At 72.8% G+C, this 23,482-nt stretch carries 17 protein-coding genes; 6 read left to right on the top strand and 11 right to left on the bottom strand.

Annotated elements, in window-relative coordinates; genetic code table 11:
• Window positions 1–242: 242 nt before the first annotated feature.
• Together typA and AB0D49_RS04825 are read right to left on the bottom strand one after the other, a co-directional pair.
• On the bottom strand, window positions 243–2,159 hold the full coding sequence (gene typA, locus AB0D49_RS04830) for a translational GTPase TypA (protein ID WP_362750687.1): 1,917 nt from the start codon (window positions 2,157–2,159) through the stop codon (window positions 243–245).
• 284 nt (window positions 2,160–2,443) lie between these two features.
• Window positions 2,444–4,573 carry an ABC transporter family substrate-binding protein gene (locus AB0D49_RS04825; RefSeq protein ID WP_362750684.1) on the bottom strand — a complete coding sequence of 710 codons (2,130 nt, stop codon included), beginning with the start codon at window positions 4,571–4,573 and terminating at the stop codon, window positions 2,444–2,446.
• A 384-nt stretch (window positions 4,574–4,957) separates the two neighbouring features.
• Here AB0D49_RS04825 and AB0D49_RS04820 point away from each other — a divergent pair, with 384 nt between their 5' ends.
• The 5 genes from AB0D49_RS04820 (at window position 4,958) to AB0D49_RS04800 (ending at window position 10,515) form a co-directional block, all read left to right on the top strand.
• Window positions 4,958–5,245 (top strand): hypothetical protein, encoded by a 288-nt coding sequence (locus AB0D49_RS04820; RefSeq protein ID WP_362750681.1) that lies wholly within the window; start codon window positions 4,958–4,960, stop codon window positions 5,243–5,245.
• 33 nt (window positions 5,246–5,278) lie between these two features.
• Window positions 5,279–6,112, top strand: a complete 834-nt coding sequence (locus AB0D49_RS04815) for a hypothetical protein (RefSeq protein WP_362750678.1) — start codon at window positions 5,279–5,281, stop codon at window positions 6,110–6,112.
• Window positions 6,112–8,037 carry a fumarate reductase/succinate dehydrogenase flavoprotein subunit gene (locus tag AB0D49_RS04810; RefSeq protein WP_362750675.1) on the top strand — a complete coding sequence of 642 codons (1,926 nt, stop codon included), beginning with the start codon at window positions 6,112–6,114 and terminating at the stop codon, window positions 8,035–8,037. Before AB0D49_RS04815 ends, AB0D49_RS04810 begins: the two co-directional genes overlap by 1 nt.
• Window positions 8,034–8,807, top strand: a complete 774-nt coding sequence (locus tag AB0D49_RS04805; protein ID WP_362750672.1) for a succinate dehydrogenase/fumarate reductase iron-sulfur subunit — start codon at window positions 8,034–8,036, stop codon at window positions 8,805–8,807. Before AB0D49_RS04810 ends, AB0D49_RS04805 begins: the two co-directional genes overlap by 4 nt.
• 247 nt (window positions 8,808–9,054) lie before the next feature.
• On the top strand, window positions 9,055–10,515 hold the full coding sequence (locus AB0D49_RS04800; protein WP_362750669.1) for a hypothetical protein: 1,461 nt from the start codon (window positions 9,055–9,057) through the stop codon (window positions 10,513–10,515).
• Between the two features lie 110 nt (window positions 10,516–10,625).
• Here the strand turns inward: AB0D49_RS04800 and AB0D49_RS04795 are convergent, their stop codons facing one another.
• The 8 genes from AB0D49_RS04795 to AB0D49_RS04760 form a co-directional block, all read right to left on the bottom strand.
• Window positions 10,626–13,292, bottom strand: a complete 2,667-nt coding sequence (locus AB0D49_RS04795) for a SpoIIE family protein phosphatase (RefSeq protein ID WP_362750666.1) — start codon at window positions 13,290–13,292, stop codon at window positions 10,626–10,628.
• A gap of 251 nt (window positions 13,293–13,543) precedes the next feature.
• Entirely contained in the window at window positions 13,544–13,975 is a 432-nt protein-coding gene (locus AB0D49_RS04790; RefSeq protein WP_362750663.1) for an ATP-binding protein, read from the bottom strand.
• Between the two features lie 254 nt (window positions 13,976–14,229).
• Window positions 14,230–14,640, bottom strand: coding sequence for a (deoxy)nucleoside triphosphate pyrophosphohydrolase (locus AB0D49_RS04785; RefSeq protein ID WP_362750660.1), 411 nt, complete (start codon window positions 14,638–14,640; stop codon window positions 14,230–14,232).
• Window positions 14,641–15,136: 496 nt separating this feature from the next.
• Window positions 15,137–15,346: an SPOR domain-containing protein gene (locus AB0D49_RS04780; protein ID WP_362750657.1), complete on the bottom strand. Its 210-nt coding sequence runs from the start codon at window positions 15,344–15,346 to the stop codon at window positions 15,137–15,139.
• Window positions 15,347–15,756: 410 nt separating this feature from the next.
• Entirely contained in the window at window positions 15,757–16,509 is a 753-nt protein-coding gene (locus AB0D49_RS04775) for a GntR family transcriptional regulator (protein ID WP_362750654.1), read from the bottom strand.
• A 146-nt stretch (window positions 16,510–16,655) separates the two neighbouring features.
• Entirely contained in the window at window positions 16,656–17,813 is a 1,158-nt protein-coding gene (locus tag AB0D49_RS04770; protein WP_362750651.1) for a DUF4190 domain-containing protein, read from the bottom strand.
• Window positions 17,814–17,984: 171 nt separating this feature from the next.
• A complete protein-coding gene (locus AB0D49_RS04765) occupies window positions 17,985–19,655 on the bottom strand; it encodes a S8 family serine peptidase (protein ID WP_362750648.1) in 1,671 nt (556 codons plus the stop codon).
• A gap of 316 nt (window positions 19,656–19,971) precedes the next feature.
• Window positions 19,972–20,802 (bottom strand): SDR family NAD(P)-dependent oxidoreductase, encoded by an 831-nt coding sequence (locus AB0D49_RS04760; protein WP_362750645.1) that lies wholly within the window; start codon window positions 20,800–20,802, stop codon window positions 19,972–19,974.
• Window positions 20,803–20,909: 107 nt separating this feature from the next.
• Between AB0D49_RS04760 and AB0D49_RS04755 the strand changes: the two genes are divergently transcribed.
• The gene (locus AB0D49_RS04755) at window positions 20,910–21,851 is read left to right on the top strand and encodes a LysR family transcriptional regulator (protein ID WP_362750642.1); all 942 of its coding nucleotides are present in this window, start codon (window positions 20,910–20,912) and stop codon (window positions 21,849–21,851) included.
• Window positions 21,852–22,670: 819 nt separating this feature from the next.
• Here the strand turns inward: AB0D49_RS04755 and AB0D49_RS04750 are convergent.
• Window positions 22,671–23,171, bottom strand: a complete 501-nt coding sequence (locus AB0D49_RS04750) for a glycogen debranching N-terminal domain-containing protein (RefSeq protein WP_362750797.1) — start codon at window positions 23,169–23,171, stop codon at window positions 22,671–22,673.
• Window positions 23,172–23,482 lie beyond the last annotated feature (311 nt).

The raw sequence follows: 23,482 nt of genomic DNA, 5'->3' as shown, positions 1-23,482 counted from the left end.
ATCGCTCGCTCACCGATATCCGAACAGTGCTTTAAGGGCTGTGCCGGGTGATCCGGAACAGCCGGGAACGAGGGTCGCGCGCGACCCTTGAAGTGGCCTTCGACACATCCGCCCACCCGCCGAAGAACCTCCCCGGGAGCGTACGGGCTCCCGGACGGCCCGCGCGGGGGAACGCCGAAGAACCCGGCCCTCCGGGCGGAGAGCCGGGCCGTGGGCGCCGCTGGGGTCGCGGGAGGGACGGGTCAGCCGTGCTTGGCCCGGCTGGCCGCGCGGGCCCGCTCACGGGCGTCCAGGTTCACCTTGCGGATGCGAACCGCCTCCGGGGTCACCTCGACGCACTCGTCGTCCCGGCAGAACTCCAGGGACTGCTCCAGGGAGAGCTTGCGGGGCGGGACGATCGACTCCGTCACATCGGCCGTGGACGACCGCATGTTGGTGAGCTTCTTCTCCTTGGTGATGTTCACGTCCATGTCGTCGGCGCGCGAGTTCTCACCGACGATCATGCCCTCGTACACCTCGGTGCCCGGCTCCACGAAGAGGACGCCGCGCTCCTGGAGGTTCGTCATCGCGAAGGCGGTGACCGCGCCGGACCGGTCGGCGACCAGCGAGCCGTTGTTCCGGGTCTGGAGCGCGCCGAACCAGGGCTCGAAGCCCTCGTGGATGGAGTGCCCGATGCCGGTGCCGCGGGTCTGGGTGAGGAACTCCGTCCGGAATCCGATCAGCCCGCGGGAGGGCACCACGAACTCCATCCGGACCCAGCCCGAGCCATGGTTGGACATGTTGTCCATCCGGCCCTTGCGGACGCCCATCAGCTGCGTGACCGCGCCCATGTGCTCCTCGGGCACGTCCACCGTCATCCGCTCGACCGGCTCGTACGTCTTGCCGTCCACGTCCTTGGTGACGACCTGGGGCTTGCCGACGGTCAGCTCGTAGCCCTCCCGGCGCATGGTCTCCACCAGGATGGCCAGCGCCAGCTCACCACGGCCCTGGACCTCCCAGGCGTCCGGCCGCTCGGTCTCCAGCACGCGGAGCGAGACATTGCCGATCAGCTCGCGGTCGAGGCGGTCCTTGACCTGGCGGGCGGTGACCTTGCGGTCCTTGACGGCCGCCTTGTTGTCCGCGCCCTTGCCGGTGGCGCCCCGGCCGACCATCGGTGAGGTGTTGGTGCCGATCACCATCGAGATCGCGGGCTCGTCCACCGTGATCAGCGGCAGCGGGACCGGGTTCTCGGTGTCCGCGAGGGTCTCGCCGATCATGATGTCCGGGATACCGGCGACCGCGCAGATGTCACCCGGGCCGGCCTTCTCGGCGGGCTTGCGGGTGAGCGCCTCCGTCATCATCAGCTCGGAGATCCGGACGTTGGAGATGGAGCCGTCGCGCTTGATCCAGGCGACCGTCTGGCCCTTGCGCAGCTCGCCCTGGGCGACCCGGAGCAGGGCGATCCGGCCGAGGAAGTTGTCCGCGTCCAGGTTGGTGACATGCGCCTGGAGCGGGGCGTCCTCGTCGTAGGTGGGCGCCGGGATGTGCTGGAGGATGGTCGAGAAGAACGGCTCCAGGCTGTCCGAGTCGGCGGGGACCGTGCCGTTGTCCGGCTTGGTCAGGGAGGCGATGCCGTCCCGGCCGCAGGCGTAGACGATCGGGAACTCGATCTGCTCCTCGTCCGCGTCCAGGTCCAGGAAGAGGTCGTACGTCTCGTTGACGACCTCGTCGATCCGCGAGTCCGGGCGGTCCGTCTTGTTGATGCAGAGGATCACGGGCAGCCGCTGCTGGAGCGCCTTGCGGAGCACGAAGCGGGTCTGCGGGAGGGGCCCCTCGGAGGCGTCCACCAGCAGCACCACGCCGTCCACCATCGACAGACCGCGCTCGACCTCGCCGCCGAAGTCGGCGTGGCCGGGGGTGTCGATGATGTTGATCGTGATCGGGTCGCCGCCGTCCTTGGGGTGGTACTTCACCGCCGTGTTCTTGGCGAGGATCGTGATGCCCTTCTCACGCTCCAGGTCGTTCGAGTCCATGACCCGGTCGTCGACCTGTTCGAGCTGGTGGGCGGCGAAGGCACCGGCCTGCTTCAGCATGCCGTCGACGATGGTCGTCTTGCCGTGGTCGACATGGGCGACGATGGCGACGTTGCGGATGTCGTGACGCGTTGCAGTCACAGCCATGGTGCGGCGTACTCCCGGAGTGTGAGGACGGCCCGCGTCTGAATCTGTCAGCAGGCCCTGCCGGGCTTGACATGCCACGGCCTCACCCCATCCTACGTTGCCCCCGCCTCCGGCCTACACCGGGAGGGTTTCCGCAGGTGGGGTGGGGTTTGAGAGGCGGGCGGAGGGGCGACGCCCTGCTTTTAGGGGCGCTGGGGGTACCCCCTCTGGGGGTGGGGGTGCCCCCTCTGGGGGAGAACTGCGCGATCAGCCACCGCTCACCCGCACCCGTACGACGACCGCCGCTACCCCTTCTTCTTGCCGCCCTTCTTCAAGAACCCCATGTCCTCGTACACCGGTGTCTGGAAGCCGAACGCCCCCGCGTTCACCAGGGACGTCCTCGCAGCCACCAGCTGCGGACGCTGGTACAGGGGAATCGACCCCGCAGCCGCCCAGATCCGCCCATCGGCCTTGCGCAGCAAGGACCGCGTCTCGCCCTCATCCAGCGTCGAGATCGCCTGATCGAACAACTGATCGACCTGATCCGTGCCGACCCGTGTGTAGTTCTGCTCCACGTTCAGCGACCCGTCCGCCGCCGGCACCGGCTTGGCGTAGATCGGCCGCGCGTCCGTCGCCGGGTAGGCCGACGCGGGCCACGAGTAGAGCGCGAGATCGTACTCGCCGGACGCGATGTGGTCCTTGAAGTAGCTCTCGTCGGAGACCTTCTTCGTCTCCGTCCGGATCCCCACCTCGTCCAGCATCCGCGAGATCCGGTCGGCGACCACCCGCAGCGTCTCCGACCCCTTCCCGGACGGCACCACGAACCGCAGGCTCAGCGGCTTGCCGTCCTTGGCCAGCGGCCCCCGTGCCGCCCCGGCCGGTGCCGCGGTGCCCTTGGGCGCGTACGCCCCCGGCGCCCCGCCCTGCTTCAGCCCCTCCCCGGCGTACTGCTTGCCGTCCTGCGCGGGGTGCGCCGCGTCCTGCGTGCCCTCCTCGCCGGTGTCCTGCTCGTCGCGCGCCTTGCCGTCCTCGCCGACGATGTACGTACCGTCCTCGCCGCCCGCCGACTCCTCCTCGGCGCCCTCCTCGGACGTACCGTCCTTGGACTCGCCGTCGCCCTCGGACCCGGCTGCCTTCCCGGCGCCCTTGCCCTTGTCCTTGGCCGCTCCCCCGGGCACCCATCCGGCGTCGGCCAGCAGCGCCTGCGCCTCCGCGGTGTCCTGGTCGCCCAGCGCCCCGCTGTTGTCGGCGTACGCGGCCTGACCGGACAGCGCGAGATGGCTGCCGACCGGCTCGGCGGGCAGGCCCAGCGGCTTGAGGACCACCTTGGCCAGTTCCTTGCGGTCCAGCGCGCGGGCCACCGCCCGCCGTACCCGTTCGTCGGCCAGCGGGCTGTCGAAGCCGTTCAGCGCGAGCTGGGTGTAGGCGGGCTCCAGGGACCGGCGGATCTCGTACGCCTTCAGCGCCTTCTGCTCGGCGGTCAGCGGGCGGGCGGGAGCACCGGCGGCGCCCTTGTCCCCGGCCTTCTTCCCGTCCTTGTCCGCCTTGCCTTCCTGCTCCGGCCCCGCCAGCCCCACCTTGCGCGCCGCCTCCGGGTCGACCTCCGCGAGATCGACCTCGCCCCCGGTCAGCGCGTCGATCCGCTTGCCGCGCGGCACCGACTTCAGCACGATCTCGGAGAGCTTCGTCGGCTCGCCCCACCAGCGCGGATTGCGGGCCAGCGTGATCTGGTCGTTGTCCCGGTCGATCTTCTGGACGGCGAAGGGTCCGGCCGTGGCCTTGAGCTTGCGCCGCGCCCCGTCGTTGAAGGCGTCCGGCGTGCCCATGACCTCCTTCGGGTACAGCGGCGAGAACAGCGAGCGCCAGTCGGCGTACGGCCGGGCGAAGGTGACCTTGACCTCCAGGTCGTTCTTGCCCCGCTCGATCCGCTCGATCCGGTCGTACCCGGCGTTGCGGGCGGTCCAGTACGCGCTGTCCTTGCCGTTCAGGGCGCGCCACTGGGCGGCGAAGTCGGCGGCGCCGATCTCCCGGCCGTCGCTCCACACCGCCTGCTGGTGGAGCTTGTACAGCACGACCTGGCGGGGTTCGGTCTTGACCACCTTGGCGGACTCCAGATAGTCCGCGTTGATCTGCGGGCGGCCCTTGTCGTCCAGCCGGAACATCGACGGCAGCACGGCCTGGGCGACCCGGTTGGTGGTGGCGTCGGCGTCGGACTGGAAGGCGTTCAGGGTCTCCGGCACGGAGTCCACCGCCCAGCGCAGGGTGCCGCCGTCGGCGACCTGGTCCCGGGCGACCGGGGCGATGTCCTGCCCGGCCAGCGGCTTGCCCGCGGGGTCGTCCGCGCCGCAGGCGGCCAGGAGCGGCACCGCGAGGGCTCCCGCGGTGAGGAAGGCGACCGAGCGCAGCACCGCGCGCGGACCGACGGGGTGGGACATCGCTGCGTACCTCCGGAGAGCCGCGGGAGTTATGATCATGATTGTTGGTATTTGACCGATTTGGAGTTGATCAGATGATTTCTTCTCTCTGCGGTCACTGAAGAGGAAAGGGTTCGGCAATACGGGGCGACACGGCGCCGAGAGGCGGGAACCTCACCCGAGCGGCTCAGCCGCCCGGCCCGCGCGCCCCGCCGACGGGGACCGGACATCCGACCGAGCGCCCCCGCAGACCGGCCGGGCACACCTGTACGCCTCGGCCAATCGGTGCACGTCCCTTCCCACCGGCCGGTGTGACGCGCAACACTCGCAGGCGCATGAACGTCGCCGTCCGCGCCGGCCCCGGGCCGTGCCCGACAACGAAGCCGACGGAAAAGAGGTCACGTCATGTCCGTGCACGATGAACTGACGTCGCTCCAGAAGTGCCTCGACGACCTGTCCCGGTCGGTACGGCGTCTGGAACAGCAGGTGGGCGACGGGCTCGACGTCCGCCGGGTCCGCACCGACTGCGAGCATCTGCGCGAGAGCGTCGCGCTGCTGCGCCAGACGGTGTCCGCCCCGACCACGCCGAAACGCCCGGAGCTGGTCACCATCCCCGACACCCCCTACGACAACAGCCTGTGGGTGGACACGGACGACGAGGGCCTCGGCGCTCGCGACCGGCGTGCGCCCTGAGAGCGGCCCCCGAATCCCGACCGGAGTCATGCATTGGCAACTGGTACGGAACCCCCGACCACCCGATCCCAACCGTCCGGCGGCGTCCGCGGTGCCGGCCGCGCCGCGATCGCCGCCCGTCATCTGCGCACCGACCGCTGGTGGCTGGCGCCCGCCGCCACCGCCGCCGGACTGCTGGCCTTCATCGCGTACTCGACCTGGCGGGCCTTCGCCAACGCCGACTACTACGCGGCCCCCTATGTCTCGCCCTTCTACTCCCCCTGTCTGGCGGAGAACTGCGAGACCATGCGGGGCGGACCCAACTGGGAGATCGTCGGGAGCTGGTGGGGCATCTCACCGGCGATCCTGATCCTGATCTTCCCGCTCGGCTTCCGGCTGACCTGCTACTACTACCGCAAGGCGTACTACCGGGGCTTCTGGGCGTCCCCGCCCGCCTGCGCGGTGGCCGAGCCGCACACCAAGTACACCGGTGAGACCCGCTTCCCGCTGATCCTCCAGAACATCCACCGGTACTTCTTCTACGCGGCGCTGCTGGTCGCCTGCATCCTCACCTGGGACACCGTGCTCTCGTTCCGCGACGAGCACTACGCCTGGGGCCATATGGGGCTCGGCACCCTGGTGTTCCTGGTGAACATCGTGCTGATCTGGGCGTACACCCTGTCCTGCCACTCGTGCCGGCACATCGTGGGCGGCCAGCTCAAGCACTTCTCCAAGCATCCCGTGCGCTACCGCATGTGGCAGTGGGTCGGGAAGCTGAACGCCCGCCACATGCAGCTCGCCTGGGCGTCGCTGGTGAGCGTGGCGCTCGCCGACTTCTATGTGTACCTGGTGGCGTCCGGCGCCTTCGACGATCCGAGGTTCTTCTGATGTCCGTGGTCGACCGGCAGGAGTGGGACGTCGTGGTGATCGGGGCCGGCGGCGCCGGTCTGCGGGCCGCGATCGAGGCACGCGAGCGGGGCGCCCGGACCGCCGTGATCTGCAAGTCGCTGTTCGGCAAGGCGCACACGGTGATGGCGGAGGGCGGCATCGCCGCCGCCATGGCCAACGCCAATGAGCACGACACCTGGCAGACGCACTTCCGGGACACCCTGCGCGGCGGGAAGTTCCTCAACCAGTGGCGGATGGCCGAACTGCACGCCCAGGAGGCCCCGCACCGGGTGTGGGAACTGGAGACCTGGGGAGCCCTGTTCGACCGTACGAAGGACGGCCGGATCTCCCAGCGCAACTTCGGCGGCCATGAGTATCCGCGCCTCGCGCACGTCGGCGACCGCACCGGCCTCGAGCTGATCCGCACCCTCCAGCAGCGGACCGTCGCCCTCCAGCAGCAGGACCACCAGGACGGCGGGGACTACGAGTCCGGGCTGAAGGTGTTCCAGGAGTGCACGGTCACCCGCATCCTCCAGGACGCGGACGGCAAGGTCGCCGGGGTCTTCGCCTACGACCGCGAGACCGGCCGCTTCTTCGTGCTGGAGGCCCCGGCGGTGGTGATCGCGACCGGCGGCATCGGCAAGTCCTTCAAGGTGACGTCGAACTCCTGGGAGTACACCGGCGACGGTCACGCGCTGGCGCTGCTGGCCGGGACGCCCCTGCTGAACATGGAGTTCGTGCAGTTCCATCCGACGGGCATGGTCTGGCCGCCGTCGGTGAAGGGCATCCTGGTCACCGAGTCGGTGCGCGGCGACGGCGGGGTGCTCAGGAACTCCGAGGGCAAGCGGTTCATGTTCGACTACGTCCCGGACGTCTTCAAGGAGAAGTACGCCGAGACGGAGGAGGAGGCCGACCGCTGGTACGACGACCCCGAGAACAACCGCCGCCCGCCCGAACTGCTGCCCCGCGACGAGGTGGCCCGCGCGATCAACTCCGAGGTCAAGGAGGGCCGGGGCTCCCCGCACGGCGGGGTGTTCCTGGATGTGTCCACCCGGATGTCCGCCGAGGTGATCAAACGCCGGCTGCCGTCGATGTACCACCAGTTCAAGGAGCTGGCGGACGTCGACATCACGGCGGAGGCGATGGAGGTCGGGCCCACCTGCCACTACGTGATGGGCGGGGTCGCCGTGGACTCCGACACGGCGGCGGCGCGCGGGGTGCCGGGGCTGTTCGCGGCCGGTGAGGTGGCCGGCGGGATGCACGGCTCCAACCGGCTCGGCGGCAACTCGCTCTCCGACCTGCTGGTCTTCGGCCGCCGCGCGGGCTGGCACGCGGCCGAGTACGCGGCCGGGCTCACCGACCGCCCCCGGGCGGCGGACGGCACGGTGGACGCGGCGGAGGCGGAGGCACTGCGCCCCTTCGGCACGACCGGGGACGGGTCCGGGGAGAGCGGGACGGGGGCGCCGGAGAACCCGTACACCCTGCACCAGGAGCTTCAGCAGACCATGAACGACCTGGTGGGCATCATCCGCCGGGAGGGCGAGATGGCGCACGCCCTGGAGAAGCTGGCCGAGCTGCGGGAGCGGGCCGGGCGGGTCGCGGTCGAGGGGCACCGCCAGTTCAACCCGGGCTGGCACCTCGCCCTGGACCTGCGGAACATGCTGCTGGTCAGCGAGTGCGTGGCGCGCGCGGCGCTGGAGCGCACCGAGTCGCGCGGCGGCCACACCCGTGAGGACCACCCGGAGATGGACCGCCGCTGGCGCAATGTGAACCTGCTCTGCGCGCTCGCCGCCGCCACCGCCCCGCCGGGCGGCCGGATCGCCCTGACCCGGGAGAACACCGAACCCATCCGCCCGGACCTGCTCGCCCTGTTCGACAAGGAGGAGCTGGTCAAGTACCTGGCCGAAGAGGAGCTGTACGAGTGAGCGGCTACGAGGCCCGTTTCAAGGTGTGGCGCGGCGACACCGGGGGCGGCGGTCTTCAGGACTTCACGGTCGAGGTCAACGAGGGCGAGGTGGTGCTCGACATCATCCACCGCCTCCAGGCCACCCAGACCCCGGACCTGGCGGTCCGCTGGAACTGCAAGGCGGGCAAGTGCGGCTCGTGCTCGGCGGAGATCAACGGGCGGCCACGGCTGATGTGCATGACCCGGATGTCGGTCTTCGAGCGGGACGAGACCATCACGGTGACCCCGCTGCGCACCTTCCCGGTGATCCGCGATCTGGTCACGGACGTCGGCTTCAACTACACCAAGGCCCGTGAGGTGCCCGCGTTCGTGCCCCCGGCCGGGGTCGGGCCGGGCGAGTACCGGATGTTCCAGGAGGACGTGGACCGCTCGCAGGAGTTCCGCAAGTGCATCGAGTGCTTCCTGTGCCAGGACACCTGCCATGTGGTGCGCGACCACGAGGAGAACAAGAAGGCGTTCGCGGGCCCCCGCTTCCTGATGCGGGTCGCCGAGTTGGACATGCACCCGCTGGACGCCGCCGCCGAGTCCGGCCTTGACCGCAAGACCACCGCCCAGGACGAACACGGCCTCGGCTACTGCAACATCACCAAGTGCTGTACGGAGGTCTGCCCCGAGGGCATCAAGATCACCGACAACGCGCTGATCCCGCTGAAGGAACGGGCCGTGGACCGCAAGTACGACCCGCTGGTCTGGCTGGGCTCGAAGATCAGGAGGCGCTCCACGTCGTAGCCGACCGGAATCCGACCGGGATCCGACCGGGACTATCCGGGATCTGACCGGGACTATCTGGAATCCGACCGGGATCTGACCGGATTCCTCCGCCGCGCCCCGGGACCTGCCCCGCGTCCCGGGAGCGGTGCCCGACCGGTCCCGCCCGCCGTCAGCCCCCGGGATCCGATCCGATCCGGTCCCGCCCGCCGCCACGCCTGCCCCGTCCCGCTCGCGGAGCCGGAGACCTCCCCATACGCTCCGAATTGTGACGCGCTCCCTGATCCGGGGCAGGCCCAGGCGGGCCAAGGCCCACATATCCGCGCGCCTGGCCCAGTCGGCACTCGGTGTGGTGATAGCGGTGCTCTGGCTGGGCCTGGCGCTTCCGGTCGCCCGGGGTCACCGGGCCGCCCAGCAGCAGGGCACCTCGGCCGCCGACCTCGCGCTGCCCCTGATCGTCGCGGTGGGCGCGGTGGTCGCCGGTACATACGGCTATCTGCGCCGCACCCGGCGCCTGCACGGCCGTACCACCCCGGCGCCCGCCCCGTCCGCCGACGCCGGGTCCTGGCCGCTGTCCCGGCTGGACGAGGAGTCACGGGCCCTGCTGGTGGCCGCCGACGACAGCGTCCGCGCCAGCCGGGAGGAACTGGACCTCGCCGCCGCCGACTGGGACGAGCCGACGGCCGCCCCCTTCCGGCACACCCTGCGGCACGCCGGGACGGAACTGTCGGCGGCCTTCGCGATCCGGCAGCGGTACGACGAGGGCGTCCCGCGCGAGGAGGACGCCCGGCGGCAGGCGCTCACCGGGATCGCCGGACGCTGTACGGAGGCGGGACGGCTGCTGGACGCCCGGACCCCGGCACTGGACGCGGCCCGTCGGCTGGAGAGCGACCCCGGCCCGGCGCTGCGGCGGGCCGAGGCCCGGTTCCGTGAGCTGACCGCCCGGATCGCCCCGGCCGAGCGGACCGTGACCGAGCTGGCCGGGCGGCACACCCCGGGCGCGACCGCGCCCGTCACCGGCTTCGTCGAGCAGGCCAGGGACCGGCTGGTGTTCGCCGCGCTGGCGCTCAACCGGTCCCGCCAGCGCGCCGACCGGGACGAGCCGGGTCCGGCGGCGGCCGGGCTGCGCGCGGCCGAGGGGGCGATCGTGCAGGCGGCGGTGCTGCTGGACGCGGTGGACGGACTGGCGGCGGACCTGCGGACGGCTCAGGCGCTCCTCCCGGCCGCGCTGGACCGCGCCGAGACCGACCTCGCCGCCCGGGACGGCCCGGACACCGAGACCGTCCCGGCGCACCTGACCCTGACCGCCGTCCGCGCGGCGCTCGCGGACGGGGGGCCGTACGACCCGCTGGAGCTGCTGCGGCGGGTCGGGCGCGCGGCACCGGCGACGGCGGCGGACCTCCCGGCGCGCAGCGGTACGGCGACGGCGGACGCGTATGTCACCACCCACCGGGCGGCCGTGTCGGCGGCTCCCCGCACCCTGCTGGCCACCGCGTTCCGGCTGCTGGACACCGACCCGGTGCGGGCGGACGAACTGGCCCGCCGCGCCCGTGAGCTGGCCGAGCAGGAGGTCCGCACCCATGGCAATCCGTATCCGGAGGACTCCGGGCACGAGGCCGGGACGGCGGGCGCGGTGCTGGGCGGGGTGCTGCTGGACGAGGGCGAGGACGCCGGACCGCCGGTGAGCTTCGGCGGCCCGCACACCCGGGGGCGGCTCGGGGGTGTCTGATGGATCTCCGTGGGAGAAGGAGCGGCGTTCGTGCCGGGCGTCGCGACGCCACGGAGATCCGTCAGACACCCCCTAGGTCCGTAGCGCCCCCGGGAAGCCCCCGCGGGGGGTCAGAACAGGCTCAGCAGGGCCTCCGCCGGGTCGACGACCCCGCCCTCCCCGTCGGGCAGCGGCAGCTCGAACCAGACGGTCTTGCCCCGGGGGGTTCGGCGGGAGCCCCAGGCCGCCGAGAGCAGCCCGACCAGCTGGAGTCCCCGGCCGCCCTCGTCGGTGTCCCGGGCGCGGCGGCGTCTGGGCTGCACCAGTCCGGAGTCCCACACCTCGCACACCAGGGTCCGGTCCAGCAGCAGCCGTAGCCGGATCTCGCCCTCGCCGTACCGCAGCGCGTTGGTCACCAGCTCGCTGACCAGCAGTTCGGTGGTGTCGACCAGGGGTTCGAGGTCCCAGCTGAGCAGCTGGCCGCGGGCGTACTCACGGGCCCGGCCCACGCTGCGCGGCTCGCGCGGCAGGGTCCAGTCGCCGACCGAGTCGGCGGGCAGACCCTGGACCCGGGCCATCAGCAGCGCGATGTCGTCCTCGCCGTGGTGGGTGTCGAGGGTGGTCAGGACGTGGTCGCAGACGTCCTCCAGGGGGCGGGAGGGGTCGGTGAGCGCGCCGACGAACGCCTGGAGCCCCTCGTCCAGGGGGTGGTCCCGGGACTCGACCAGACCGTCGGTGTAGAGGGCGAGCAGCGCGCCCTCGGGGAGTTCGACCTCGACCTCCTCGAAGGGTTCGCCGCCGACACCGAGCGGCATCCCGGGCGGTACGTCCAGCATCAGCGCGCTCTCGCCGGGTTCGACCAGGACCGGCGGCAGATGCCCGGCGTTGGCGAAGGTGCACCGCCGGGTGACGGAGTCGTAGACGGCGTAGATGCAGGTGGCGAGGTACACCTCGGCGAGTTCCGCCTCGCGGGGGTGGCGGCGGGCGGCGCGGGTGGCCTGCTGGATGCCGCCGCCGGGGCCGAACGCGGGGCCGGGGCCGCCGGGGGTGCCGAGCCCGCGGGCGATCTCGTCGAGCTGGGAGAGCACCTCGGCGGGTTCCAGGTCGAGTTGGGCGAGGGTGCGTACGGCGGTGCGCAGTTCGCCCATGGCGACGGCGGCGCGCAGTCCGCGGCCCATGACGTCGCCGACGACCAGGGCGGTGCGGTGGCCGGGGAGTTCGATGACGTCGAACCAGTCGCCGCCGACCTCGCTGGGGCGGCCGGTGGAGGCGTTGCCGGGGCGGTAGCGGCAGGCGATGTCGAGTCCGGCGGCGACCGGGTCGCCGGGCGGCAGCAGGGACCGCTGGAGGATCAGCGCCCGCTCGTGCTCCCGGCGGTAGAGCCGGGCGTTGTCGATACAGACCGCGGCGCGCGCGGCGAGTTCGACGGCGAGGTCCCGGTCCCGGTCCCCGAAGGGCTCGCTGCCCTTGGTGCGGGAGAACTGGGCGAGCCCGACGACGGTGTCGTGGGCGACCATCGGCACGGCGAGGGTGGACTGCACGAGCCCGCCGTCCTCCGGCGGCACATTCCGGGTACGGGCCGTGCGCAGGGCGTCGGCGTGCGGGGAGTTGAAGCCGAAGTGGTGCACCGCGCCGACCGGGACGGGGGTGGTGGTGCCGGTGAAGGGGAGGTCGGCGACGGCGCTGGCGTAGGCGACCCGGCGCAGTCCCGCGCTGCCGTCGGCGAGTCCGGGCGGGGTCTCGTCACCGGCCAGCAGTCCTTGGTAGAGGTCGACGCTGGCGAGGTCGCAGAAGCCGGGGACGGCGACGTCGAGAAGTTCGCGGGCGGTGGTCTCCAGGTCCAGGGAGTTGCCGATGCGGGCACCGGCCTCGTTGAGCAGGGCCAGGTTGCGGCGGGCGGCGGCGGCCTCGCGGGCGGCGGCGCGGCGGGCGGTGATGTCGGTGCCGAGCCAGGCGATGCCGATGGGGCGGCCGGTGCCGCTGTGCACCCGGTAGAGGTTGATGGACCAGTGGCGGCGGTCCTCGGAGCCGGGGACATGGCCGGTGATGTGCATGTCGGTGATGGACTCGCCGGTCTCCAGCACCCGGCGCAGGGTGGCGAGGACGCGTTCGGCCTCCGGGCGGGGCAGATAGTCGTGGACGCTGCGCCCGCGGTGGTCGTCGGGCACCCCGCCGAAGATGGACGCGAACCGGGCGTTGGCACGGCGCACCCGCAACTCGGTGTCGATCAGCACGAACCCGAACGGAGATTGGCCGAAAATCGACTGCGAGGCGGCGAGGTCCGTCTCGATCCGGCGGAGCACCCGGACATCGACGACGATGCACAGCGCTGCCCGTTCACCACTCTCGGCCCGGGTCGGCATGACGTACACCTCGGCGAGCCCCTCGTCCCCCGGAGTGCCGTCGGGGTGCTCGGGTGTCCGGAACGGGACGAGCCCGGTCCACTCCCGGCCGTCCAGGATCTCGGCCATCTTCCGCTGGCCGCGCTCACGCAGTTCGGGGTCGATGAACGCCTCGATGGGGTCCATGCCGACGGCCCGCACCGCGGGGATGCCGAACAGCTGCTCGGCCCGCAGACTCCACTGGTCGACCAGCCCGTCGGGGCCGACGGAGAACGAAGCCACCTTGATGTAGTCGTAGATCGAGCCGGGCGGACTGCTCTGCCACAGGGCGTCGCCGGGCCGCGCCCCGCCCAGGGCGAGAGCGCCGTCCGCCGCGCGTGCGGACGACTGCGCAGTCCGCCTCGCTCGGTCCGACGGGTCCTCGGACCCCGTGGCCTTCGCTGGTATCTCGCTCACGCGAACCGTCCCCTCCAGCTCACCGCGCCCGGCACCGGTCACCGGGTGGCGGCTGCCCGCAGTATCCAGCACTACGGCGCCGCGCAACACGGTGTTCACGATCACAGCACGGGCCGGGTGCATTTCGGCCCGCGCTGCGAGAACACAACCAGTCTTCTAACCAGCGGACACGGCGTCGAACCACGCTCAGGGGCGGGCTCCGGTGGCCGGAACCGTCCAGGCGACAGCGGCGGCGGCGCTGTACACCCGATTCACCCCGGTACCGCCAGTTCGAACCACACCGTCTTACCGCTGTCGTCCGGTCGTGTGCCCCAGCGGTCGGCCGACGAGGCGACCAGAAGCAGCCCCCGGCCGCTCTCGTCCTCGGGGTCCGGAGCGCGCTCGGTGGGCAGGTCCGGAAGCGGGTCGGAGACCTCCACGAGCAGCATCCCGTGCGGCCCGCGCCGCCGGATCAGCCGGAGCCCGACCGGTCCGGTGGCGTGCCGCAGCGCGTTGGTGACCAGCTCGCTGACCAGCAGCTCCGCGAGATCAATGAGGCTTTCCAGGTGCCAGGTCCGGAGCTGCTCGCGGACCTCGGCCCGTGCGGTGCGCACGGCCCCGGGTTCCGCGGGAAAGGTCCAGTCGACGCAGTCGCCTTCGGTGTCGATCACACCGATCACTTCCCAGACCGCGAGCCCACGCATGTCTTGTTTCGTGGGATTAATAGCGACATACCCGGCATTCATGGGGCTCTATCGCCATCGAATCTGAGACTCGGGTAAGGAACGGTCTGGGCGCACCGAGGCACCCAGGGCGTACGCAGCGCGTGACCAGGGGGGTGGGGCGGGGGTTGTGCGCCGGGGGGTGCGCTGGTTCCGGGCGGATGTGCGCGGGGTGCGCTGACGAGGGGTCCGACGCGGGGTCCCGCCCGGATCGGGGCCGTGCGCCGGGGGCGCCGTCAGGCCCGGTCCTCGTCACCCTGTGCGAGCGCCGCCCGGACCGCCGGGACGTCCTGCGCCAGCCAGTCGACGTCCCAGATCTCCTGCGGGTCGAGCCAGCGCACGGCGTCATGGTCCTCCAGCGGCTCCGGGTCCGGGGAGCCCGGACGCAGCCGCGCGGTGAAGACCTGGAGCACATACGGGCCGGTCAGCGGCCACTCGCCGGGGACCTGGGCGACGGTGTCGGCGTCGACACCCAGTTCTTCGCGCAGCTCGCGCACCAGCGCCGCGTCGGGGCGCTCGCCGGGCTCCACCTTGCCGCCGGGCAGCTCCCAGCGACCGGCCACGGCGGGCGGGGCACTGCGGCGGGCGGCGAGCAGCCGGGGGCCGTCGAAGAGGGCGGCTCCCACCACGAGGATGCGTTCACTCATGCGCGGGAGCCTAGCCGGGCCCGGGGGGCAGCGGGGGGCGCCGCCGGGCGGGCGGCGGGCGGGCGCCGGTGAGACGGCGGTGGGTCGGCGGGCGGGCGGCGGAGGGCAGCGGGGGGCCGCCGCCGGGCGGGCGGCGGACAGACGCCGGTGAGACGGCGGGCGGGCGGCGGTGGGTCGGCGGGCGGGCGCCAGTCAGACGGCGGTGGGGCGGCTGGACGCCCGGCGGGGCGGTGGCTGGACCGGGTGATAGCTCAAGCGGTCGGTGGCTCGACCGCTCGGCGCCTCAGAAACTCTGCGGGTCGACCATGCGGCGGCTCAAACGGTCGGTGGCTCGACCGCTCGGCGCCTCGGAAGCTCCGCAGGTCGACCGGGGCGACGGCTCAAGCAGTCGGCGGCTCAAGCGGTCGTCTGGCCGGTCGTCCCCTCGGCGGCTCAAGCAGCCGGCCGGTCGGCGGCCCCCGGTGGATCAAGCGATCGTCCAGTCACCCCCGGCCGCTCAGCCCGGCGCCGTCTCCCCCACGGCGTCGGCGGCGTCGGGGCCGTCGATGCGTTCCACGAAGTAGAGCTGCTTGTGGCCCCGGTCGCCGAGGCTGTCGGCTATCTGCTCGGCCTCCGCGCGGGTGGCGTACCTCCCCACGCGGTAGCGGTTGCCGTTGTCGTCCTGCCGTATGACGAGCCAGGGAAGTACGACCGCGCTGTCGTTCATCGCGCCTCTCCGCTCCGTCCCGCCCCGACGCGTCCGCTCCCCGCCCGCGTCCTGGGCCGAGCCCCACCCGATAAGGAAACCGCACTCCGCATATGCCCGAGCCTACGCCTTACCTTCACGCAGCGAATACGCCTTTTCACAAAGAGGCACGCAACCAGCCAGCACACCGGGGGCGCACGCCCACGAACGCGCCGTCCGCGCACTCCCGCGCATCCACCGCCGTACGGCGCCCGCCCTGGTACCGCCACCTGCGACGACTCCCGCCCCGCGCCGGACGCGCGCCGCCCCCGGCGACGGACAACCGGGGGCGGCCTTGCGCGACGGCGCACGCTGGCTCACACGGAGCGCACCACGGCAAGGGGAGCGCGCCCCGTCGACGCGGGGCGCGGGAGCCGCCGGTCAGCGGTGCGCTAGCGGACCGGCAGATGGTAGGCGACCCGGTAGCGGTCCGCGGGGATCACCACGTCGCAAGTCTCCACCGGCCGTCCGGAGGCGTAGAACGTGCGCTGGACGACGATCACGACATGGCCGGGAACACCCCCGAGGGCGAGCAGTTCCTCGGCGAGACCGGGGCGGGCGCCGACCTCCTCCGTCACGTTGTCCACCACGATGTCGATGGCGGCCATCCGCTCCACCACGCCCATCCCGCCGAGCGGGCCCTCCTCGGGCAGCATCACGGGTGTGCGCCCGGTGACGGACAGCGGCTCCCAGGAGGTGGAGAGCATCATCGGCTCACCGGCCTCCCGGAACAGGTACTTGGTGCACATCACCCGCTCGCCCGGCTTGAGCCCGAGCCGCTCCGCGATGGCCCCGCCCGCCTCGGTCTGGGCGCTGCCCGACTCCCAGGTGCCGCGCGCCCCCGCGTCGGCCTGCTCCTGGCGGAACGGGGTGGCCCCGCCCTTCGTGCGGTACCCGGAGCGGGCGATGCGGCGGGGCACCGGCCGCTCCCGGACGTACGTCCCGGACCCGGAGCGGCCCTCGACCAGGCCCTCGGCCATCAGGACCTTGCGCGCCTCCAGCGCCACCGTGTCCGAGACCCCGTACTCCTCGCGGATGCGGGCCTGGGAGGGGAGCCGGGTGTGCGGCGGCAGCTGTCCGTCGACGATCTTCTTGCGGAGATCTCCCGCGACCCGCAGGTACGCCGGCTGCTCACCGAAAGTCACTGGCCGCTCCCATCAGGTTGTACAGACAGCAACAGCGTGGCAACCGTGGGTTGTACGGTGCAAGCAAAGGCCAGAGATTCACTCGATGTGATGACGCCCGGCCGGAGATCCACTACGCAGGCACTTTCTCCCCGCTGCGGCGCCGCTCACACGTCGACGCCGCCGCTTCCTGAGCCGCCGTCCGCCGGACCGCCCTCCTCCTCATAGGTGTACGGCGGGTCCGTCGCCAGGCCGAGGGCCGTGCGCGGGGCGACCGACCGGGCCGGGTCGGTCAGGGTGAACCCCTTGTCCATATGGACGTAGTAGGCGTCGACGTCCGTGGTGTTCGCCGCCTTGTCCCAGGCTTCGCGCGCCTCACGCAGGTCCTTGACCAGCGCGGCGACCGGATCGGCCGCGGCGGCGGGCCAGGTGTGCGCCTCCAGCATCGTGATCTGCTCGCCGAGGGCGCCCTCCATCCGGCGCGCCCACTCCTGGTGGCCGGGCAGGTCGTCCTCGACGTACTCCTCCTCGGGGATGCTGTCCAGGGCTTCGTTCAGCAGCTGTTCGGCTCGCAGGAAGGCCATCTGGTGCTGGTCGAGGTTGGTGCCGTCGTTGCGTAGCGAGCCGGTGAGGCGGGAGCCGGTGTCGACATGGCCGAAGAAGCAGGCCACCTCCCGGTCGCCGAGCCGCCAGCTGCTGCGGATCGGCACCAGGTAGTACACGTCGACGTTCTCGGGCAGGGCCCAACTGTCCATCGCGTAGCTGCTCTGGAGGGCGTAGCAGCGTTCGTCGGCGGTCTCCTCGATCCGGGCGTCGCCGGGGAAGTCGCCGTCGGGCAGTTCGAAGGTGGCGAACACCTCGCCCTCGTGGCGGTCCTCGCAGGGCACTTCGTCGAGGTCGTACGTCACCTCCCCGGACGGGCCGCCGGGGGTGTTGAAGCAGGTGCCCGTCTCGACATAGAGGGTGTTGCTCTCGTGCACCCCCGCCGCGAAGTCGTCCAGGAAGGAGCTGAGGCCGTCGGTGACCATGAGCGTCACCCACAGCACCATGCCGACCGAGGACAGGACCACACCGGCGATCGCCATGCCCTTGCCGCGCTCGCCGCTGCGCCGGATCTGCACCAGCGCCACCACGCCCAGCACCAGGCCGAGAAGGGGCACCAGACACAGGATGCCGAGGACCAGCGCGGCCACCGCGAACCCGTTCACCGACGGCCGCCGCGGCGGCTGCGGGGGCGGCCAGTTCCACTGCGGATACGGGCCGGGCGGGGGCGGGTTGCCGCCGTACGGCGGCTGGGAGTCCGGGGGCGGCGGGGGTATGGACACGGCTGCCGTGCTCCTGGCTGGGGCGAGTCGGGGGGTCCGCGCGGATCTGCGCGGGCTCGGGCATCGTACGTGCCCCCGCCCCCGGGGCGGACCGGAACAACCGGTGGCCGTCCACGGGGGCGGGGGGTGTCGTGCGGTGCGTCCCGGCCCGTCAGGGGGCGGGGAACGGCATCAGAACTGGAGCGCCCAGGCGTCGATCCGGCCGGTGTCCGCGTTCGCGTTGTCGCTCACCCGCAGCCGCCAGCCGCCATTGGCGACCTCGGAGGAGGCGTTCACCGTGTACGTGGTGTCGATGTTGTCCGTGCTGCCGCCGGTGCCGTACGCCTTGAGGGTGTACGCGGTGCCGTCCGGGGCGACCAGCTGGACCTGGAGGTCGCCGATGTAGGTGTGCACGATGTGCACCTCGACGGCCAGCGCGGCGGGCGCGTTGCCGCTCACGCCGGAGACGGTCACCGGGGACTCGACGGTGGCGTTGTCCGCGATGGCGTGGTCGGCGGTGTTCTCGAACCGCGGGCCCGGCGGGTTCGGGGTGCCGCCGCCGACGTACAGCAGCCGGTTCGGGGAGCCGGTGCCGGGGCTGGTGACGACGTTCGGGGTGGCCGCGGTGGTCAGGGCGGTCGAGACCTGGGCCGGGGTGGCGGCCGGGTTGGCGGCCAGATGGAGCGCCGCCGCGCCCGCCACGTGCGGGGTGGCCATCGAGGTGCCGTTGATGGTGTTGGTGGCGGTGTCGCCGGTGTTCCACGCCGAGGTGATCGACGAGCCCGGCGCGAACAGGTCGAGGACCGTGCCGTAGTTGGAGTAGCTGGCCTTGGCGTCGGTGGAGGTGGTGGCGCCGACGGTGATGGCCTCGGTGACGCGGGCGGGCGAGCGGGTGGAGGCGTTGGTGGACTCGTTCCCGGCCGCGACGGCGAAGGTGACACCGGAGGCGATGGCGTTGCGGACGGCCGTGTCGAGCGCGGTGTCGGCGCCGCCGCCCAGCGACATATTGGCCACGGCGGGCTTCACCGCGTTCTGGGCCACCCAGTCGATCCCGGCGACGACCTGCGCGGTCGTACCGGACCCCGCGTTGTTCAGGACCCGCACGCCGACGATGTCCGCCCGCTTGGCGACCCCGTAGGCGGTGCCCGCGGCGGTGCCCGCGACATGGGTGCCGTGGCCGTTGCCGTCCTGGGCGGTGTTGTCGTTGTCGATGGCGTCGTAGCCGTAGCGGGCCCGGCCGCCGAAGTCGCTGTGGGTGATGCGGACGCCGGTGTCGATGACGTAGACGGTGACGCCCTGTCCGCCGTTGTCCGGGTAGGTGTAGGAGCTGTTCAGCGGCAGGGCGCGCTGGTCGATGCGGTCCAGGCCCCAGGAGGGCGGGTTGGGCTGGGTCGCCTCGATGGTGAAGGTGCGGTTCTGGACGACGGAGGCGACGGCCGGGTCGGCGGCGAGCCGCTTGGCCTCGGCCTCGGTCGCCTCGATCGCGTAGCCGTTGAGGGCCGTGCGGTAGGTGCGCTCGATCCCGGCGCCGTACTTGTCGGTGATCGCCTTGCCCGCGGCGGTGCCCGCGCGGGCGTGGCCGGGCTTCAGGGTGACGATGAAGCTGTCGGCGACGGCGTTCGCCGCGCCCTCGTACTGGATGCGCCCTTCGGCCGCGGGAGCAGCGGGGGCCGCGGCGGCGGGGAGGGCGGAGACGAGACCGGCGGCCAGGGCCGCGGAGGCGAACACGCTGATCGCCGTCAGTCTTCGCCGGGTGGAGCCGGTTCTGCCGGTCGAGGCGTGGTTCGCGGGGTGGTTCGTGGAGTGGTGCCAGGGGTGGTTCCAGGAGTGGTTCCAGGAGTGGGGAGTACGCATCACTGCCATCCGAGGGGTCCTCCTCTTCGGTGGTGCGCCGCATGTGTGGGGGTGGTACGGCACACGAGCCCTTCGCATGGCAGGTCCATGTCAATCAGAAAGGGGTCGTGCACCGGTGTGTCAGCCGAAAGATTGCTGCCTCCACAGGGATTGCACAAGGGGCGCGGCACGGACGTAACGTCCTTGCCACGCCCCGGACATGACCGGCCGACGCCCGCCCCGGCACCCGTTCGGCACCCGCCCGGAGTGCCGGGGCGGGTGCCCTACTGACCTGTGGTTCAGCGCGCGGACGGGGTGGGGGCGGAGGTGCGGGACCCCCGGTGCCTCACTCCTCCAGCGCCGTGGCCCGGGTCCGGTCCGCCCACGCCGTGACCTCCGTGCGCACCTGGTCCGCGTGGGCCAGCACCGCGCTCACCGCGTCGTCGCCGAGCGGCAGCCGCAGCGGGGCGTCCGGGGCCGCCAGCGCGGCCAGCACCAGGGCCGCCGCCTTCGCCGGGTCGCCGGGCTGGGCGCCGTCCGAGGCGGCGATCATCCGGCGGGTCCCGGTGACGCCGGGGTAGTTGCCGCCGTCCACGCTCGCCCCGGCCGAGGCGCCCTGGAACAGTCCCGTACGGAACGCGCCGGGCTCCACGATCAGCACCCGCACACCGAACTCCCGCACCTCGTCCGCGAGCGCCTCCGACAGCCCCTCCAGCGCGAACTTGGTCGCGCTGTACGCGCCGAACCCCGCGAACGACAACTGCCCGCCCATGCTGCTCATCTGCACGATCGCGCCCGAGCGGCGCTCCCGCATGGCCGGCAGCACCGCCCGGGTCAGCGCCGCCGGACCGAAGACATGGACGTCGAACAGCGCCCGCAGCTCGTCGTCCGTGGTCTCCTCCACCGCCCCCACATGGGTCCGCCCCGCGTTGTTGACCAGGACGTCGATCCGCCCGTGCCGCTTCAGCACCTCCGCGACCGCCGCCCCGGCCGCGCCCGTGTCGGTGACGTCCAGCTCCCGCGCCTCCAACTGGTCCGGACACGCCCGCGCCAGGTCGTCCAGCGCGGCGGCCCGGCGCGCCGAGCCGATCACCACGTCCCCGTCGGCGAGGGCCGCCTCGGTGATCGCCCGTCCGAAACCGCTGCTCGCGCCCGTCACGAACCACACCTTGTCCATGGCGTCCTCCCGTTTCGTTCTGCTTCGTTCTGCTTTATTGCGTCCCGCTGTGATCCCTACTTTTCTCCGTGGCGTGGCCCGGCGTCCAAGACCTAGCCTCATGCCCCATGGTTATGACGCCGGACGTACACGCCCGGGACCTGCGCTATTTCCTCGCGGTCGCCGACGAACTGCACTTCACCCGGGCCGCCGAGCGGCTGTACGTGTCCCAGCCCGCGCTCAGCAAGCAGATCCGCGCGCTGGAGCGGCAGCTCGGGGCGGAGCTGTTCCACCGGGGTCCCGGAGGCGTCACGCTCACCGAGGCCGGGGCCGCGCTGCTGCCGCACGCCCGTCAGATGCTGGCCGCCTGGGCGCGGGGCGCGGCGGCCGTCGAGGAGACCCGCGCGGCCCGGCGCGCCACGCTGACCGTGGGGCTGAGCACCAGCCCTGGCCGGGGCGGGCTGCTGCCCGCGATCCGCTCCCGGTTCTCCGCCGCGCACCCCGGGGCGACGGTCCGGCTGCGCCCGGTCGGCTGGGACGACCCGACGGCCGGACTCGCGGACGGCGGCACGGACGTGGCCTTCGTCTGGCTCCCGCTGGCCGGGCCCGACCGCTTCGACTGGACGACGGTCGCCGAGGAACCCCGGCTGCTCGCGCTCCCCGAGGGCCATCCGCTCGCCGCCCGCGACCGGATCGACTTCGCCGAACTCGCCGACGAGCCCTTCCTCGCCCTCCCGCACGGCGCGGGCCCGCTGCGCGACCACTTCCTCGGCCTGGACGCCCGTACCACCCCGCCCCGGGTGGGCGCGGAGATAGCGAGCGCGGAGGAGACGCATGAGGCGCTGGTCGCCGGTCTCGGCGTCTGTCTGGTCGCCGCGGGCAACGCTCCCCTGATCACCCAGCCCGGGGTGACCACCCGCCCCCTGACGGGCCTGGGCCCGAGCCGGTACGTACTGGCCTGGCGGCGCGGCGAGGCCGAGCGGCGGGACCTGGTACGGGGGTATGTGACGGCCTGCCGGGAGGTGACGGGGCGGGTGGTGGGCGACGGGGCGGAGAAGGCGCGGCCATGAAGGGCGGGCGCCCTTCACCGCCGTACGCCGTCCGGGACCGTACCCCGTCCGGCGCCGTCACCCGCGCCGTCCCGGCCCGGTCCACCGTGATGTCCACCCGGCCGTCGGCCAGGCGCGGCCCGGTCACCGTGAGCGGCGCGAAGGACGCGGCCAGGGCCGGGCGCACGGTGAGCGTCCCCGCCGGGAGGTCCGCCTCCAGGCCGAGCGCGGACTGGGGCACGGAGACGGAGGCCGCCGCCCGCTCCTCCCACTCGTCCGCGCCGCCCCGCCCGAACTCCCGCAGCAGCGCCGCCCCGCCGAGCGCGGCCTCGTAGGCGTACGCCTGGACCTCGCAGAGCGCGATGGGGGCTGCGGCGAGCCGTCCGTCGTGGAAGCGGATGGAGTCGGTGGAGTCCTTCCAGCCCTGGTTGGACAGGCCCTTGCCGGTGGTGTCGACGTACTTCGGGAGCAGGGTGATCCACAGGGGGGTGGCGTCGACCGTGCCGTAGTAGACCGGCGGGAGGGTGTGGTCGAGGGTGCCGCGGCGCACCTCGTGCAGGATCTTGCCGGGCTGTTCCTCGGTGACCGGGTCGCCGACCCCGCCCTGGCGGCGGGCCAGGGTGCGCAGGGTGCCCGCCGCGATGCCGGTGCCCAGCGGCAGCAGCATCCGCGCGGCCCACAGGGAGTCCCGGCCGAACAGGGTGAGGAACCAGGGGGCGCCCGCCGCGAGGAACTGGTCCGGGCGGGCCGGGTCCGGTGACTGTCCGTCGGCCCGCCGCAGCCGGTCCAGATCGGCGAGCGACTGCTCCAGCCAGCGGTCCAGACCCCGGTCGGCGCTGGTCAGCGCGGGGACCGACCAGGGCAGCGAGCCGGTGGGCGGGGCGGGGAACTGGTCGCCGTCCGCGTAGGCCGCCGTGGTGGTGAGGGGGGCCCGCCAGGAGGTGCCGGGCGGGGGGGCGAGGTCGTAGGAGGAGGCGTACGAGAGGGCGTGGGAGAAGGCGTGGGAGGTGCCGCCCCCTCGGCCGGGTCGAGGGCGTCCGGCGCCGGGTCCAGGGCGTCCGGTGCCGGGTCGCGGGTCAGCCGCGCGGTGAAGTCGCCGTCGGTCCAGGTCAGGCCGGTGGCGTCGGACGCGGTGGGCGCCCGGCGGTCCGGCACCCGGCCCGACTTGACCTCCTCCATGGTGGCGAGGTCGGTCCCGGCGGTCACCGTCAGCCGGACGCGCACCGCGTGGACGCCCGCGTTGGTGACCTCCAGGACCTCGGTGAGACGGCCGTCGGCGATGGTGCGCCGGCGGTGCAGGGCGACGGCGGGGTCCGGGGTGCTCTCGCCGAGGCCGCGCAGGACGGCCCGGAACCCGGCCCGGTCGGCGCCGCGCAGCCGCCGTGCACGGGGGCGAGCGGAACGCCCTCGGCGGCGACGGTCAGCTCGCCGAGGGCCCGGCGGTCCCCGTGGCAGAAGCCGTCCGCACCTCCGCTGAGCTGCCCGTCCGCACAGGAGATGACCAGGCTCGGCGCGTGCAGCGTGACGACCGCGTCATGCAGGAACGGCTGGAGCCCGGCGGCCGAGGGGCCCGCCGCCGTGTCCGCGTACGCACGGCTGCTGGGTCTGAGCGAGTCGGCGTCGGGGGTGCCGTTCCTGCGCTGGCTGGGCAA

The sequence above is a fragment of the Streptomyces sp. NPDC048290 genome (genome assembly GCF_040652095.1).
Classification (GTDB): domain Bacteria; phylum Actinomycetota; class Actinomycetes; order Streptomycetales; family Streptomycetaceae; genus Streptomyces.
Note: the sequence above shows the minus strand (reverse complement) of the source record. Positions and strands in the feature narration are given on the sequence as shown.

Bases quoted from the DNA above. Each gene is read 5' to 3' on its own strand.
- typA (WP_362750687.1), bottom strand. From the start codon at position 2,159: ATGGCTGTGACTGCAACGCGTCACGACATCCGCAACGTCGCCATCGTC.
- AB0D49_RS04825 (WP_362750684.1), bottom strand. From the start codon at position 4,573: ATGTCCCACCCCGTCGGTCCGCGCGCGGTGCTGCGCTCGGTCGCCTTC.
- AB0D49_RS04820 (WP_362750681.1), top strand. From the start codon at position 4,958: ATGTCCGTGCACGATGAACTGACGTCGCTCCAGAAGTGCCTCGACGAC.
- AB0D49_RS04810 (WP_362750675.1), top strand. From the start codon at position 6,112: ATGTCCGTGGTCGACCGGCAGGAGTGGGACGTCGTGGTGATCGGGGCC.
- AB0D49_RS04790 (WP_362750663.1), bottom strand. From the start codon at position 13,975: ATGCGTGGGCTCGCGGTCTGGGAAGTGATCGGTGTGATCGACACCGAA.
- AB0D49_RS04785 (WP_362750660.1), bottom strand. From the start codon at position 14,640: ATGAGTGAACGCATCCTCGTGGTGGGAGCCGCCCTCTTCGACGGCCCC.
- AB0D49_RS04780 (WP_362750657.1), bottom strand. From the start codon at position 15,346: ATGAACGACAGCGCGGTCGTACTTCCCTGGCTCGTCATACGGCAGGAC.
- AB0D49_RS04765 (WP_362750648.1), bottom strand. From the start codon at position 19,655: ATGGCAGTGATGCGTACTCCCCACTCCTGGAACCACTCCTGGAACCAC.
- AB0D49_RS04760 (WP_362750645.1), bottom strand. From the start codon at position 20,802: ATGGACAAGGTGTGGTTCGTGACGGGCGCGAGCAGCGGTTTCGGACGG.
- AB0D49_RS04755 (WP_362750642.1), top strand. From the start codon at position 20,910: ATGGTTATGACGCCGGACGTACACGCCCGGGACCTGCGCTATTTCCTC.